This window comes from Kribbella sp. VKM Ac-2571 (assembly GCF_004362255.1).
Lineage (GTDB): Bacteria > Actinomycetota > Actinomycetes > Propionibacteriales > Kribbellaceae > Kribbella > Kribbella pratensis.
The window spans coordinates 18,462-34,368 of record NZ_SNWS01000006.1 but is presented as its reverse complement, the minus strand read 5'-3'; the positions used below and the strand labels follow the sequence as shown (position 1 = coordinate 34,368).

General features: G+C 69.4%; 12 protein-coding genes. 6 read left to right on the top strand and 6 right to left on the bottom strand.

Features of this window, described 5'->3' with window-relative positions; genetic code table 11:
- The first annotated feature begins 162 nt into the window (after positions 1-162).
- From EV651_RS14750 to EV651_RS14730, 5 genes are all read left to right on the top strand, one after another.
- Positions 163-2,709 (top strand): ATP-dependent Clp protease ATP-binding subunit, encoded by a 2,547-nt coding sequence (locus tag EV651_RS14750; RefSeq protein WP_133785754.1) that lies wholly within the window; start codon positions 163-165, stop codon positions 2,707-2,709.
- Positions 2,710-2,854: 145 nt separating this feature from the next.
- On the top strand, positions 2,855-3,370 hold the full coding sequence (locus EV651_RS14745; RefSeq protein ID WP_202870336.1) for a SigE family RNA polymerase sigma factor: 516 nt from the start codon (positions 2,855-2,857) through the stop codon (positions 3,368-3,370).
- Entirely contained in the window at positions 3,367-4,479 is a 1,113-nt protein-coding gene (locus EV651_RS14740) for a CU044_5270 family protein (protein WP_133785753.1), read from the top strand. Before EV651_RS14745 ends, EV651_RS14740 begins: the two co-directional genes overlap by 4 nt.
- A gap of 340 nt (positions 4,480-4,819) precedes the next feature.
- Positions 4,820-6,802, top strand: a complete 1,983-nt coding sequence (locus EV651_RS14735; protein WP_133785752.1) for a kinetoplast-associated-like protein — start codon at positions 4,820-4,822, stop codon at positions 6,800-6,802.
- 72 nt (positions 6,803-6,874) lie between these two features.
- Positions 6,875-7,825 (top strand): DivIVA domain-containing protein, encoded by a 951-nt coding sequence (locus EV651_RS14730; protein ID WP_133785751.1) that lies wholly within the window; start codon positions 6,875-6,877, stop codon positions 7,823-7,825.
- A gap of 54 nt (positions 7,826-7,879) precedes the next feature.
- On the opposite strand, the gene EV651_RS14725 is transcribed toward EV651_RS14730, so the two are convergent.
- Positions 7,880-8,749 (bottom strand): A/G-specific adenine glycosylase, encoded by an 870-nt coding sequence (locus tag EV651_RS14725; protein ID WP_202870335.1) that lies wholly within the window; start codon positions 8,747-8,749, stop codon positions 7,880-7,882.
- A gap of 99 nt (positions 8,750-8,848) precedes the next feature.
- Here EV651_RS14725 and EV651_RS14720 point away from each other — a divergent pair, with 99 nt between their 5' ends.
- On the top strand, positions 8,849-9,529 hold the full coding sequence (locus tag EV651_RS14720) for a hypothetical protein (RefSeq protein WP_133785750.1): 681 nt from the start codon (positions 8,849-8,851) through the stop codon (positions 9,527-9,529).
- Here the strand turns inward: EV651_RS14720 and EV651_RS14715 are convergent, their stop codons facing one another.
- From EV651_RS14715 to radA, 5 genes are all read right to left on the bottom strand, one after another.
- On the bottom strand, positions 9,530-11,044 hold the full coding sequence (locus EV651_RS14715; RefSeq protein ID WP_133785749.1) for a DHA2 family efflux MFS transporter permease subunit: 1,515 nt from the start codon (positions 11,042-11,044) through the stop codon (positions 9,530-9,532).
- Positions 11,020-11,595, bottom strand: a complete 576-nt coding sequence (locus tag EV651_RS14710) for a PadR family transcriptional regulator (RefSeq protein WP_133785748.1) — start codon at positions 11,593-11,595, stop codon at positions 11,020-11,022. Before EV651_RS14710 ends, EV651_RS14715 begins: the two co-directional genes overlap by 25 nt.
- 491 nt (positions 11,596-12,086) lie before the next feature.
- A complete protein-coding gene (gene disA, locus EV651_RS14705; RefSeq protein ID WP_133785747.1) occupies positions 12,087-13,181 on the bottom strand; it encodes a DNA integrity scanning diadenylate cyclase DisA in 1,095 nt (364 codons plus the stop codon).
- A 179-nt stretch (positions 13,182-13,360) separates the two neighbouring features.
- Positions 13,361-14,299 carry a beta-ketoacyl-ACP synthase III gene (locus EV651_RS14700; protein WP_133785746.1) on the bottom strand — a complete coding sequence of 313 codons (939 nt, stop codon included), beginning with the start codon at positions 14,297-14,299 and terminating at the stop codon, positions 13,361-13,363.
- 170 nt (positions 14,300-14,469) lie between these two features.
- Positions 14,470-15,870, bottom strand: a complete 1,401-nt coding sequence (radA, locus tag EV651_RS14695) for a DNA repair protein RadA (RefSeq protein ID WP_131335478.1) — start codon at positions 15,868-15,870, stop codon at positions 14,470-14,472.
- Between the last annotated feature and the right edge of the window lie 37 nt (positions 15,871-15,907).

Sequence of the window (15,907 nt, the reverse complement as noted above, 5' to 3'; positions counted from 1 at the left end):
ACCAGTGCGGTTGTTCCCTTGTGATGCCACCCGGACTGCCGATGGACGCGTGATCAGGTGTTCGCCGAGAGCGAGCCTGTCGGTACCGGGGACTAGCATGCATGTACGGGGGTCGGCCAACACGGCACGTCCGACTCCTCTGAGGCAAGGAGCGCTTTGGCGATGTTTGAACGATTTACGGACCGCGCCCGTCGGGTAGTCGTCCTGGCACAGGAAGAAGCCAGGATGCTCAGCCACAACTACATCGGGACCGAGCACATCCTGCTCGGCCTGATCCACGAGGGTGAAGGGGTCGCCGCCAAGGCTCTCGAGAGCCTGGGTATCTCGCTCGAAGCCGTCCGCTCCCAGGTCGAGGAGATCATCGGCCAGGGGCAGCAGGCACCGAGCGGGCACATCCCGTTCACCCCCCGCGCCAAGAAGGTGCTGGAGCTCTCCCTGCGCGAGGCCCTGCAACTGGGCCACAACTACATCGGCACCGAGCACATCCTGCTCGGCCTCATCCGTGAGGGTGAGGGTGTCGCAGCGCAGGTCCTGGTCAAGCTCGGTGCGGACCTGAACAAGGTCCGGCAGCAGGTCATCCAGCTGCTGAGCGGTTACCAGGGCAAGGAGTCGTCGCCGCAGGGCACGGCTCCGGAGGGTGCACCCAGCAGCTCCCTGGTGCTCGACCAGTTCGGCCGGAACTACACCCAGTCCGCTCGTGAGGCGAAGCTCGACCCGGTGATCGGGCGCGAGACCGAGATCGAGCGGGTCATGCAGGTGCTGTCTCGGCGGACCAAGAACAACCCTGTCCTGATCGGTGAGCCGGGTGTCGGCAAGACCGCCATCGTGGAAGGTCTGGCCCAGCAGATCGTCCGCGGTGACGTCCCGGAGACGCTGAAGGACAAGCAGATCTACTCGCTCGACCTGGGCGCCCTGGTAGCCGGTTCGCGCTACCGCGGTGATTTCGAGGAACGCCTGAAGAAGGTGCTCAAGGAGATCCGCACCCGCGGCGACATCGTGCTGTTCATCGACGAGATCCACACCCTCGTCGGGGCCGGTGCGGCCGAGGGCGCGATCGACGCGGCGAGCATCCTGAAGCCGATGCTGGCCCGCGGTGAGCTGCAGACGATCGGCGCCACCACCCTCGACGAGTACCGCAAGTACGTCGAGAAGGACGCCGCGCTGGAGCGCCGCTTCCAGCCGATCCAGGTGGCCGAGCCCTCGATCGCGCACACGATCGAGATCCTCAAGGGCCTCCGCGACCGGTACGAGGCGCACCACCGGGTGACCATCACCGACGCCGCGCTGGTGAACGCCGCGCAGATGGCCGACCGGTACATCTCGGACCGGTTCCTGCCGGACAAGGCGATCGACCTGATCGACGAGGCCGGTGCCCGGCTCCGGATCCGCCGGATGACCGCACCGCCGGACCTGCGCGAGTTCGACGAGAAGATCGCGACCGTGCGCCGGGAGAAGGAGTCCGCGATCGACGCGCAGGACTTCGAGCGCGCCGCGCGCCTGCGTGACGACGAGAAGAAGCTGATCAACGCGAAGGCCGAGCGTGAGAAGCAGTGGAAGGCCGGCGACATGGACGTCGTCGCCGAGGTCGACGAGGAGCTGATCGCCGAGGTGCTCAGCACGGCGACCGGCATCCCGGTCTTCAAGCTGACCGAGGAGGAGTCCTCGCGGCTGCTCGACATGGAGAAGGAGCTGGCCAAGCGGTACGTCGGCCAGACCGACGCGGTCAAGGCGCTGTCCCGCTCGATCCGGCGTACCCGCGCCGGCCTGAAGGACCCGCGCCGCCCGAGCGGCTCGTTCATCTTCGCCGGCCCGTCCGGTGTCGGTAAGACCGAGCTGTCGAAGGCGCTGACCGAGTTCCTGTTCGGCGACGAGCACGCGCTGATCAGCCTCGACATGTCGGAGTACTCGGAGAAGCACACCGCTTCCCGGCTGTTCGGTTCGCCTCCTGGGTACGTCGGCTACGAAGAGGGTGGCCAGCTGACCGAGAAGGTGCGCCGCAAGCCGTTCAGCGTGGTGCTGTTCGACGAGGTGGAGAAGGCCCACCCGGACATCTTCAACTCGCTGCTGCAGATCCTGGACGAGGGTCGGCTGACCGACGCCCAGGGCCGCGTGGTCGACTTCAAGAACACCGTGATCATCATGACCACGAACCTCGGTACCAAGGACATCGCCAAGGCGGTCTCCCTGGGCTTCTCGCAGGCGAGCGACACCACGTCGTCGTACGAGAAGATGAAGTCGAAGGTCACCGAGGAGCTGAAGCAGCACTTCCGGCCGGAGTTCCTGAACCGCGTCGACGAGATCGTGGTCTTCCACCAGCACACGATGGAGGACATCGTCCGGATCGTGGACCTGATGGTGGCCCAGATCGAGCTGCGGCTGAAGGACAAGGACATGGGCATCGAGCTCACGCCGGCGGCGAAGGAACTCGCCGCGAAGCGTGGTTTCGACCCGGTCCTGGGTGCCCGTCCACTGCGCCGCGCACTCCAGCGCGACATCGAGGACGTGCTGGCCGAGAAGATCCTGTTCGGGGAACTGCGCCCCGGCCAGATCGTCCTGGTCGACGCGGCACCGGAAGGCACGGTCGACGGCGACGGACTGCCGGAGTACTTCACCTTCACCGGTAACCAGAAGTCGTCGGCCTCCGACCTGGAGCTCACCGACCTCACCACCGGTGGCACGACCGGTACCACAGGTCTTCAGGACAGCTGAGCCAGTAGCCGGTAGCGAGGGCCCCGCGGACACCATGTCCGCGGGGCCCTCGTCGTACGCCTGCCAGTTCCGGGGAATGCAACCGGAGGCTCGCCCCACCCGGTACTTAACGGTGAGGAAGCGCCCAACCAAGACCGGAGGACGCGTGGCGAGCAATCGAGATCAGGACTTCACCGAGTACGTGAGTGCCCATCGCGGGCGGATGATGCGGATCGCGCGTCTGCTGACCAGCGGGGACGCGCACTGGGCCGAGGATCTGGTGCAGACCGCACTGACCAAGCTCTATGTGAAGTGGGGCGCGGTCAGGCCCGAGACTGGAGCGGCGCGGTACGCCGACAAGATCCTGATCAACGTGTTCCTGGACGAGAAGCGCCGGTTCTGGCGTCATCGCGAGACGTTGACCGGCGAGGTCGCCGAGCCCGGACCGCAGGCCGGCTCCGGACCGGAGGATCGGCTGACCGTGCTGGCCGCGCTCGAACAGCTGCCCAGGCGCCAACGGGCCGCTGTCGTCCTGCGGTACTTCTGCGATCTGGACGTGGCCGCTGCCGCCGAGCTGATGGGCAGCAGCCAGGGCACCGTCAAAAGCCAGACCGCTCGTGGGCTGGACAAGCTGCGCGACCTCATCGTCGAACCCCTGAACACACTGGAGCAAGTGCGATGACTGATCTGAAGAGCCTTCTCGAGCACGCAGCCGGTACCGACCCGGTCGTCACCGACGAAGACGTCGCGGCCGACCTCAGCCGCGGCCGGAGTGCCGCCCGTCGTCGCCGGTTCGCCGGCGCCGGCCTCACCGCGGTCGCCGCGGCCGTCGTCGCCGGCGCCCTCGCGGTGCCGCTGGCGTTCGCACCTGGCCCGCACTCCGGCGACTCGGGTTCGGCGCTCTCGGCGCCTCCCGCGGCCGGCACCACGACGGCGATGTCGGCAGGCCAGCTGCTCCTGGTCGCGGCAGCTCACGAGGAGAAGGCCGAACCGACGACGGGCAAGTACTTCCGGGTGCGAAAGGTCGAGAGCAGGGAGTGGACCGTCAAGGCAGGCGGCAACATCGTCTGCTGCGGGTCGGGCCCGGCCGGTCCGGGCGGCTACAAACTGCGTGAGCTGACGGTGACCGAGACCTGGACCGGCCTGAAGGGCGGCACCGCCTGGATCGGAACCCGCTCGCTGGGCGCGCACCCGGCAACGGCGGCCGACGAGGCGGCTTGGCGAAAGGCGGGAGCGCCGGCGAACTGGAACGCCGGTCCGGCCGACACCGCGGTCAAGCACGACCAGGTCATTTCGTCCAAGCCGGGAAAGGCGACGTTCTTCGAGGCGAAGGACGCCGCGGACCGCTACACCGCTCTCGGTGCGAACGGCACGCTGCAGGACGTGCTGGCGCTGCCGGCGAGCCCGGACCAGTTGCGCGCCCGGCTGCTCGACGTGAAGAAGTCGACCGCTCCTGACGCCACCGACGTGGCCGCTCTCGCGGAGCTCTCGGCCGGTCTGCTCAGTGACACTCCGGCACTGCCGAAGGTCCGCGGGGCAGCATTCCGGCTACTGGCCGGGCTGCCGGGCGCCACGGTCCAGCAGAACGTCACTGACCTGGCAGGCCGGACGGGTACGGCGGTCGGGTTCTCCTTCCCGGCGTACCAGGTGAACCTCCGGCTGATCGTCGACCCGAAGACCGGCAAGCTGCTGAGCAGCAGCCACACGGGCGGGAAGAACGGGGACAGCACGATCCTGCTCTCCGGCTGGACCAACGACACCCCGAAGGCGCCGCCCGCCGCCATCAAGTGAGGTCACTTCGTCTCGACCCGCCAACCCTCCGGGGGTTGGCGGGTCGTCGCATGTGCGCGGCGCGGGACTGGTCCAGGCCGGTGTGCGAGTACTCCGGCGCTGCTCGGCGTACCGAAAACACGCCGATTTGTGCGAAGGCTACTGATTGGTCGTATCGTCCTGCGGAGCGTGATCGCTTCGATACGGAGACGGCTTCCGTCACGGAAGGATCGATGGGAAGATCGCGCGACTGCTGAGCAAGCAGTTACTTACCGCCTGTCTGCCGCGTTGTAACCCTGTGACCACGCTGTTCGGACCCGGACTGTCGGAAAGGGGGCCGAGGATGGAATCATCTCGTCGCATGGACGCTCCGCGTCTGCCATTGACCCAGGAACCGGTCGCCGACACCGGTTCCTTTGGCGTGCGGCAGGCGGGTGGAGTTCTCGAGCGGGCCCAGCGGATCGCTGACACGCTCCGCGAGCAGGCCGAGCACGAGAACGATCTCGCCCGCGAAGAAGCCGCGCGGATCCGGGCCGCGAACGAGCGACTGCAGGCCGACGCCGAGGCCGCCGCGAAGAAGCTCCGGTCGGACGCGATGACGGCCGCCCAGCGCGTGCTGAACGACGCCGAGCGGTCCGCCGAGCAACTCCGCACCGAGTCCGAGTCCGAGGCCGAGCGGGTCCGCTCCGAGGCCGAGGAGACGGCCGAGAGGCTGCGCGCCGAGTCGACCGCCGAGGCCGAGCGGGTACGCCGCGACGCTGCCGCCGCAGCCGAGCAACTGGCCTCCGAGTCGACCGCCGAGGCCGAGCGGGTTCGCGCCGAGGCAACCGCTCTCGCCGAGCGGCTCAAGAGCGAGTCGGAGTCCGCCGCGGAGCAGCTCCGCGCTGCGGTCGCCGAAGAGGTGGCCAAGCGTCGGGCGGACTCAGAAGCGGCCGCCGAACAGCTTCGGGTAGAGAGTGAGGCGGCGGCCGAGAAGTTGCGGGTCGAGTCGCAGGCGGCGGCGGATCAACGGGTTGCGGAGGCCGAGGCCGAAGCGCGCCGGGTGAAGGACGAGGCCGAGGATCTCCTCGACGAGGCCCGGATGGCTCGCGAGTCCGCCCAGGCGATGGTGGAGCGGGCCCGCCGCGAGGCGCAGCAGCTGGTCGCCGACGCCGGCGAGCAGGCGGCGCTGGTGTCGCAGGCCGCCGTACGCAACGAGGCCGACCTGATCGCCCGCGCCGAGTCGGAGGCGGCCGAGCTGCGGGCCGCGGTCGAGCGCGAGGTCGAGGCGGCCCGGGAGCGTTCCCGCATCGAGATCGCCGACGCGCACGCCGAGATCGAGCGGCTGCGCGGCGAGAACCGGACCGAGCTGGAACGCCGTACGGCGGAGCTCGAGGAGACCGAGCGCGCCAAGCTGGCCGCGATCTCGCTGGAGATCGACAAGCTGCGGGCCGAGGCGGTAGCGGAGATCGCCGAGCGCAAGGCCGAGGCCGAGGCCGGTAACGAGCGGCTGATGGCGGACGCCCGGGCCCAGGCCAAGCTGGTCGTGGACTCGATCGAGGCAGACCGCCGGACGGCGGCGGCCGAGGCGCAGCGGATCGTCGAGGACGCGAACAAAGCCGCCGAAGCGGCGATGGCCGAGGCCGAGAAGCAGACGCTGTGGAGCAAGAAGACCGTCGACGAACTGATCGGCGCCGCGGAGTCCGAGGCGCAGTCGATCCGCGAGCAGGCCGCCGCCGACGCGGCCGCGCTGCTCAAGCAGAAGCGCGCGCACCTGCGCCGTGTGGTCAGCCGGTCGACCAGCCGACTCAAGCAGACCCAGGAAGCGATCGCCAAGGAGAACGCCGAGCTGACCCAGCTCGCCGAGACCACGCTGTACTCGGCCGGCGAGCAGGCCGAGGCCACCCTGGCCGCCGCCAAGCAGGAGGCCGAGCGGGTCACCGCCCAGGCGCAGACCCGGGCCGACCGGCTGAAGGCGTCGGCCGCCGAGGACGCGCGGGAGATCATCGAGCGGGCGAACCGCCGCGAGGCCGAGGCCGAGCAGAGCACCCAGGTCCTGCGGGAGCGCGCGGCCAACGACCTGTCCGCGGCGCAGCGTCAGGCGCACGAGTTGATCCGCAAGTCCCGGGCGGAGGCTCAGCAGCTCGAGGCCCAGGCCCGCGAGCACGCCGACACCTTGCGTGCCCAGGCCCGAAAACTTCTCGCCGAAGCCGAGGCGAGGGTCGCTGCGCTGAACCAGCGCCGTGATGAGATCACCAAGGAGCTCACCCAGCTTTCGGGTGTGATCGAGGCACTCGCTGTACCGGGGTTCCGCCCAGGTGGTGGAATGTCCTCCAGTGAGGGTTCCACGGGGGAATCAGGATGAGGACGTGACAGTCAGATCCTTGTCAGTGACAATGTGTGATCCACCCACCCATCGAAGTGAGCATCGGAAAACATGAGCAGTGAAAGCCCAACCCCGTTCCGCACCGTTCTGCGTGGCTACGAGCCTGCCCAGGTGGATCAGCACATCCGTGAGCTGACCACCTCTCTGACCGCCCTGCAGCAGCAGTCCGAGCAGTTGCAGCGGCACGTCCAGGAGCTGCAGTCCCGCACGGACGCGGCGGAAGCGGCCGTCATCTCCGCCCAGGAGGACTCCAAGGACCGCACGCCCACCTTCACCGAGTTCGGTGAGCGCGTCGCGAAGATCCTGTCGCTGGCCGACGACGAGGCCCGTGACCTGGTGACCCGCGCCCGCACCGACGCGGAGGCGATCGTCGCCGACGCCGAGGCGCACGCGAAGAAGGTCCGCAAGGAGGCCGAGCAGTACTCCCTGGACTGGAAGAGCGAGGTCGACGCCGAGGCCGCCCGGATCCTCGAAGAGGCCCGGACCCAGGCCGACGACATGCGCGACGAGGCCGAGCGCGACGCCACCGCGCGCCGCAGCGAGGCCCAGGCGCTGTACGAGCAGGAGCGGGCCAAGTCCGCTCAGGCCGCGGCTGCCTTCGAGACCACCCTGGCCGAGCGCCGGGGCAAGGTCGAGCAGGAGTTCGCCGCCCGTACGGCGCTCGCCGAGCAGCAGCTGGCCGCCGTCACCGACCGCGCTGCTCAGGTGCAGCGTGAGGCCGACCGCGCGCGGTCCGAGGCCGAGCGGCTCGCGCAGCAGCAGCTCGCCGACGCGAACCGGCAGGCCCAGGAGATCGTCGCCGCCGCGAAGGACAAGTCCGAGCGGATCCGTGCCGAGTCCGAGCGCGAGCTCGCGGCCGCGACGCAGCGCCGGGACAGCATCAACGCGCAGCTGACCAACGTCCGCCAGATGCTGGCGACGCTGTCCGGCAGCCCGGCGATGCCGCTCGACCTGCTGGCCGACGACGAGGAAGACGCCACCTCCGGCAGCAAGAAGAACTGAAGCACCACGACATAAGACGCCGGCTCGAGCCCTTCGAGCCGGCGTCTTGGTCTGTCACGCGGGAAGTCGGTAGCGGCCGCGGCTGAGGGGTTCGACGAGGCCGTCGGCCACCAGACCGTCCAGGGCCCGTTCGCGTTGGACCGGGTCCGGCCAGCAGGTGTCCAGCTCGGTCTTCGGTACGGGCGCCGATGCGGCTCGCAGTACGGCCAGAAGGCGGCCGCGGGCTTGCCGGTCGGTGCCTTCGTAGGTCTGGCTGCGGCGCGGAGGTCCGTCGTACGGCGGGCTTCCGGCCAGGACCCATGCGCACTGGGACCGGATGGGACAGTCGGCGCAGCGCGGCGTACGGGCGGTGCAGACGAGGGCGCCGAGCTCCATGGAGGCCACGGCCCAGCGGGCGGCGGTGCGCTCGTCGGCGGGCAGTGCGCTGACTGCGAGGCGCTGGTCGGCCGCGGTGGGGGAGATGCTCGGCTGCGCGACGCCGGTGAGGGAGCGCGCGAGGACCCGACGTACGTTCGTGTCGACCACAGCGTGCCGCTGGCCGAAGGCGAAGGATGCGATCGCGGCGGCCGTGTACGTCCCGACGCCGGGTAACGCGAGCAGAGCCGCATGGTCGTCCGGGACCTCGCCGCCGTGACGCTCCACAATCGCCTGAGCGGCCGCGTGCAGCCGGAGGGCGCGCCTGGGGTACCCAAGCCGGTCCCAGGCCCGCACAGCCTCACCAGGAGCCTCTGCGGCCAGGTCCACCGGCTTCGGCCACCTCTCCAGCCAGCTCCGGTACGCCGGCAGCACCCGGTTCACCGGTGTCTGCTGCAGCATGAACTCACTGACCATCACAGCCCACGCCCCGGCCCCGGGCTCCCGCCACGGCAACTCCCGCGCGTTGGCGTCGTACCAACGCAGCACAGGGGCGTGGATGGCGGTCACGGAGTCAAAGCCCCGTGACCCGCCGCGACGGAGTCGCGGCAATATGCACTGCGGCGAGCCTGAGTGGTGGGGCACGGAGCCGATATTAGAGTGCGCTTCATGAGCAGTCTGCTCCGTCCGGTCGGGCACCTGCCCGCCAGCGTGTACTGGTTCCGGCGTGGACTTGTGCTCGCGGTCGTAGTGGTGCTGGTCATCTTGATCTCGCGGCTGTTCGCGGGCGGTGGCGACGACACGAAGAACGCCGCCGCGTCGGACCCGCAGCCGAATCCCACCGGCGCCGCACCGGCGACACCGTCCGGGACACCGAGCACCGAGTCGAGCACCGAGCCGAGCACTGAACCGAACACGACGCCGACGAAGACTCCGAAGCCGACGAAGACCACGCCGCCCGCGGACCTCACCTGCCAGGGCTCGGACCTCAGCATCGACGCGTTGCCCGCGAACCGGAAGATCGTCTCCGGCTCGATGCTCAACTTCGTCATCCAGTTCACACCGCTCGACGACGGGTGCAAGGCGACCGTCAACGCCGACAAGCTGACCGTCACGGTCACGTCGGGAACGGACCAGATCTGGAGCACGACCCAGTGCGACAAGGCGATCCAGACCGCGACCCTCGTTGTTGCCAAGGGCAAACAGTCGACGGTCACGGTGCCCTGGAACGGGCACCGGTCCAGGCCTGGCTGCCTTCCGGGTCAACCGGTCGCCAAGCCTGGGACCTATGTCGTCAAGGCCGAGTACGACGGCCGCCTGTCGGGCGCCCAGGCCTTCCTGGTGGTGTGATCAGCCGGCTTCGACCGGCTGAGTAGCATCGTCTTTCTGCTTCTGCAGGTGACTGGGCGCGACGAAGAGCAGCGCGGCGACCAGCCCGACCAGCAACACCAGCGCCGGCAGCACCATCGACTGCGCCATCGAGTCGCTGAACCCTTGCCGGACCATCTCGGGCAGCCGGCCGCTGGAGAACCCTTCGCCCGCAGGCGTGCCGCCGGCCATCGCCGGCAGGTTGTGCGCCAGCCGCGATTCCATCAGTACGGCGATGCTCGCACTGCCGAGCACTGCGCCGACCTGCCGCGTCGTGTTGTAGACGCCGGCCCCGGCGCCGGCCTGGTGCATCGGCAGGTTCCGCGTCGCCGTCGTACCGATCGGCGCCCACATGAACCCGTTGGCGACACCCAGCAAGGCGATCGGCAGCAGCAATTGCCAGATCGGTACGTCGGGCTCGATCACCTGACTCATCCAGAACAGCGAGACCGCGCAGCACAGCAGCCCGAACCCGGCGATGAACCGCGGCGGCGTCCGGTCGACCAGTCGCCCGACGAACGGCGACAACGCACCCGCGATCACCGCCATCGGCACCAGCAGCAGCGCCGATCGCGTCGGCGTCAGCCCGCGGACCGCCTGCGCCCACAGCATCAGCGGGAACGCCATCGCGGTGATCGCGAACCCGACCGTGGTGATCGCGACGTTCGCCAGCGAGAAGTTGCGGTCCTTGAACAGGCGCAGCGGCAGCAGCGGCTCGCCGCGGTTGCGGGACTGCCAGACGACGAAGATTGCCAGTACGACGAGGCCGGCGATGATCAGCGACCAGACCGAGATCGGGCCCTTGATCTGACCCCAGTCGTACTTCTGCCCCTCCTGGATCCCGAACACCAGCAGGAACAACCCGGCCGCGCTCAGCACGACCCCGATCAGATCGAACTTGTGCTCGTGCGTCGGCAGGTCCGGCACCAGCCGCATCGCCAGCACGAAGCCGACCACGCCGATCGGCGCGTTGATGAAGAAGATCCACTGCCAGCCGAGCCCGTCGACCAGGACGCCGCCGAGGATCGGGCCGACCAGCGTTGCCACGCCGGCGGTCGCGCCCCACAGGCTCATCGCCCGGCCGCGCTCGTTCGGCGGGAAGATCCGGGTGATGACCGCCATCGTCTGCGGCGTCATCATCGAGGCGCCCAGACCCTGGAACACCCGGGCCACGATCAGCATCTCGATCGAGTTGGTCAGACCGCACCACACCGACGCCAGCGTGAACAGCGCCAGCCCGGTCAGGTACAGCTTCTTGGGGCCGATCCGGTCGCCGAGGCGGCCGGTGATCAGCAGCGGTACGGCGTACGCGAGCAGGTATGCGCTGGTCACCCAGACGACCGTGCCGACGTCGGCCCCGAGGTCCTCGAGGATCGCCGGGGTGGCAACCGAGACGATGGTCGAGTCGACCAGGATCATGAAGAAGCCGAGCACGAGCGCCCACAGCGCGGGCCACGGCCGAACCTCGGGGCTCACTGAGTGTTGCGAGGTTGCCATTCCAAGTCCTTGCTCTCGATACGTTCGATGGTGGTGACCAGCCAGTCGCGCTCGGCGGTCAGTTGGGTCCGGAGGTAGTCGCCGCCCATCCAGTACACCTCCGGCACCTGCCGCGCCCGGGCGCCGGCGAGCGCCTCGTCGATCTCGGTTACCCAGCGCTCCAGGTCCACGATCCGGCTGCGGAACCGGAGTACGGCGTCGTCGGCGTCGAGGTTGTGCGCCTCGCTCAGCACGACCGGGAAGAGCGGGTACTCGTGGACGTACTCCTCGATGCCCGTCTCGACCCGCCGGGTCAGGGCGACATCGCCTTCCGGGGTGAGCTCGTACGTCGTGCGCTCCGGGCGGTTCCCCTCCCGTTCGGTGCCGGTGGCGCGGACGTAGTTCTGCCGCGCCAGCCGCTCGACCGTGTGGTAGAGCGAGCCGGGCCGGACCTTGACGAGCCAGTGGGTGTGTCGTTTGACCAGCAGTTGGTACATCTCGTAGGCGTGCATCGGTTCCTCTTTGAGCAACGCCAGGACCGAGATCGCCAACGGGGTGAGTTCGGCCGCCATGATCCTCCACCTGGATTGCTCCGCACGAAATGTTCCATATGGAGTATTAGGCGATGCGTGTCGAAAATCAAGGCGCCTCCGGTTCTTTCACGAACCGGAGGCGTAATGACAGTGAGCGACGAGAGCCCGCTCCTGAAGTTCACGGCCTGAGCCCGGGCGCACGCTGACAAGCGCTGGAATCACCTGCCCGAACAAGCCCTCCTCGACGCGCCCGTTCCTCCCCAAACCAGTTTGGGGAGTCCTGCACTCCCGAAACGGGCAGCCCGGCTCCCCAGTCCATGCCCACAGGCCTCCCCAAACCGGTTTGGGGAGGCCTTGTGACGGAACGGGGAGGGCGGGGGTCCCAAACCGGTTTGGGGAGACCTTTCATCGGGACTGGGGAGGGCTACTGCCTGTTTTGGGAGGGTGAAGCTCCCCACAATGACCCACCCGGTTGCCCGCCGCTGGGGCGGGCACCCCCGGCAGATGTCGCGAATGTCCCGTGCGGGCTTCTAGACGTAGCGTTCGAGAATGCTGGACTCGGCCAGCCGGGACAGGCCCTCGCGGACCGTGCGGGCCCGGTTCTCGCCGACCCCCTCGACCGTCTGCAGGTCGTCGATGCTTGCCGCGAGCAACTTCTGTAGGTGCCCGAAGTGGTCGATCAGCCGGTCGATCACGGCACCCGGGAGCCGCGGCACCTTGGCCAGCAGCCGGTAGCCGCGCGGGGTGACCGCCGCGTCCAGCTGCTCGGCGCCGCCGAGCTGCAGCGCCCGGGCGACCTGGCCGATGTCCAGCAGGTCCGTCGGACTGACAGCGTCCAGCTCGAGCAGTACGTCGTCCGCGGTCTTGGCTCGGCGACCCGTCGCCGGCGGGAGATAGTCGCGGACCACCAGTTCACGTTCACCGGCCACGCCCGCGACGAGTTCGTTGAGCTGCAGGGTGAGCAGCCGGCCGTCGGTGCCGAGCTCGACGACGTACCCGTCGATCTCGGTCGCGATCCGGCGGACCATCTCGAGTCGCTGCGCGACGGCAGCCACGTCCCGGACGGTGACCAGGTCCTCGATCTCGAGGGCGGACAGCGTGCCGGACACCTCGTCCAGCCGCAGCTTGTAGCGCTCGAGGGTGGCCAGCGCCTGGTTGGCGCGGGACAGGATCGCGCCCGAGTCCTCGAGCACGTAACGCTGGTCGTCGACGTAGAGCGCGATGATGTGCATCGACTGCGACACCGAGATCACCGGGAACCCGGTCTGCCGCGCGACGCGGTCGGCGGTCCGGTGCCGGGTGCCGGTCTCCTGGGTGACGATCGACGGGTCCGGCATCAGGTGGACGGCCGCGCGGATCAGCCGGGTGGCGTCGCGGTCGAGGATGATCGCGCCGTCCATCTTGCTCAGCTCACGCAGTCCGGTCGCGGTGAACTCGACGTCGATCTCGAAGCCGCCGGTGGAGATCGCGTCCACCGCCTTGTCGTGCCCGAGCACGATCAGTGCGCCGGTCCGTCCGCGCAGGATCCGTTCCAGGCCTTCGCGCAGTTCGGTACCCGGCGCCACTGCCGCGAGCGTCGCGCGGAGCCGGGCGCCGGTGCTGTTCTTGTCCGTGTTCGCCGCCACGGAACCTGAGTCTATGCGGTCAGCCGCCTGCCGTTGTCCGGATATCTGCCGCAGCGCTCGCTGCGGCGCTCGCGGATCGGCCCGCGGCGGCGCATGCGCGTGCAGTCGCCCGTGCATCGGACTGTGCAGTTGGGATTTCCCGCGTGAACGAGGTCGATGGACGTACGACGCCTGCCGCGTCAGGGGCAGCGGATGACCTGACCGGCGTACGTAAGGCCGCCGCCGAATCCGAACAGCAGCACCGGCGCGCCGGACGGGATCTCGCGCTTCTCGACCAGCTTCGACAGGGCGATCGGGATGCTCGCGGCCGACGTGTTGCCGGACTCCACGACGTCCTTGGCGACCACCGCGTTGACCGCGCCGAGCCGCTTCGCGAGCGGCTCGATGATGCGCAGGTTGGCCTGGTGCAGGACGACGCCGCCGAGGTCCTCGGGCTTCAGGCCGGCCTTCTCGCAGACCTGCCTGGCGATCTCCGGCAGTTGCGTGGTGGCCCAGCGGAAGACGCTCAGGCCTTCCTGGGCGAACGGGCCGTCGCGTCCTTCGATCCGGACCGCGTCCGACATCTCCGGGACCGAACCCCACACCACCGGACCGACCGCGGGCTCGTCACTCGCGACCAGCACGGCCGCGCCCGCGCCGTCACCGATCAGCACGCAGGTGGTGCGGTCGGTCCAGTCCGTCCAGTCACTGAGCTTCTCCACGCCGATGACCAGGGCCTTCGTCGCGGCGCCGGCCCGGATGGCCTGGTCGGCCGTCGCCAGTGCGTAGGCGAAGCCCGAGCACGCGGTGTTCAGGTCGATCGCGGCCGGGTTGCCGAGGCCGAGGCGAGCGGCGACCCGAGCGGCCATGTTCGGCGACCGGTCGATCGCCGTACAGGTGGCGACCACGACGTAGTCGATCTCCGAGGTGTCGATCCCCGCGTTCGCGACGGCCTTGTCGGCGGCCCGCCAGGCCATCTCGTCCACCTGCTCGTCGGGCGCCGCGATCCGGCGCTCCCGGATGCCGACCCGGCTCTGGATCCACTCGTCGTTGGTCTCGACCATCGTGGCGAGCTCGTCGTTGGTGAGCACCCGTTCCGGCTGGTAGTGGCCGAGCGCGACAACTCTTGATCCGGTCATCTACGTGCTCCTGCGGGTCGTCGTACACCCGGGCTCGACGGTGAACCCGGCGGGGGCGTCCCCAGAGTACGTTCCCGACCCGGCCGCTGTAGATCCCCGGTCTCACCTGTGGCGTTGGCCACAGAGCGCCAGGCAGGCCCCATGACCCGTCGCGGCGGAGTCGCAGCAATTCAAGCCAGCCCTGCGGCCAGCAGGGCGGAGCGGAGGTCGGGGGCGGCGAAGGTGCGCAGGCCGTACTTCTTCTGGATGTCCATCGGCTTCACGTCCTTGCTCCGGTTCGGGATGTCGGCGGGGACGATCGCCTTGGTGAACCCGAGCCGCGCGGCTTCCGCGAGACGTTTCTCCAGGCCGCCGACGCGGCGTACCTCGCCGGCCAGGCCGACCTCGCCGATCGCGACCAGCCCGGGATGGATCGGCTTGTCCATCACCGAGGACGCGACCGCGATAGCGACCGCCAGGTCCGCAACCGGCTCGGTGATCTTCACGCCGCCGACGGTGGCGACGTACACCTCCTGGTCGGCCAGCTTCAGGCCCGCGCGATTGCCCAGTACGGCGAGGACCATCGCGACCCGGGACGACTCCAGCCCGGACGTGGTGCGGCGCGGTTGTGGTGCGGCGGACGGGCCGACCAGTGCCTGTACCTCGGCCAGCAGCGGGCGGCGGCCCTCCATCATCACCGTCACGCACGTGCCGGCCACCGGCTCGGCGTGCTCGGAGACGAACAGCCCGGTCGGGTCGGTGACCTCGACGATCCCGGTGTCGACCATGTCGAAACAGCCGACCTCGTCGGACGGGCCGAACCGGTTCTTGGTCGCGCGCACCATCCGGAACCCGGAGTGCCGGTCGCCGTCGAACGCGAGCACGACGTCGACCAGGTGCTCGAGCATCCGCGGACCGGCGATCGCGCCGTCCTTCGTCACGTGACCGACCAGCACGACCGCGATGTGCCGCTCCTTCGCGAGCCGGACCAGGGCGCCGGTCACCTCGCGGACCTGCGTCACGCCGCCCGGCGCCCCGTCGACCTCCGGGTGCGCCATCGTCTGCACCGAGTCGATCACCAGGAACGACGGCTCGACCGCGTCGACCTGACCGACCACCGCGCCCAGGTCGGTCTCGGCCGCCAGGAAGAGCTCGTCGACAAGTGCGTCGGTCCGCCCGGCCCGGAGCCGCACCTGCGCGGCCGACTCCTCACCGGACACGTAGAGCGTCCGCTGGCCGCCGCGGGCCGACTGCGCCGCGACCTCCAGCAGCAGCGTGGACTTGCCGACGCCCGGCTCGCCCGCGAGCAGGATCACCGCGCCCGGCACGACACCGCCGCCGAGCACGCGGTCGAGCTCGCCGATACCGGTCGGGCGGGACTCGGCCTCGATCGCGGACACCTTCGCGATCGGCATCGCCGGCGAGGTCACCGGGCCGGCGGTGATCCGCGCGGCCTTCGGCGCACCGACCTCGGTGACCGTGCCCCAGGCCTGACACTCGCCGCACCGCCCGATCCACCGCGCCGAGGTCCATCCACACTCGGAGCACGCGTATGCGGCCTTGCTCTTTGCCTGAGTGCCCGCCTTTGCCATGGGACCAACCTAGGTGAGCCCTCCGACAAACCTGCTG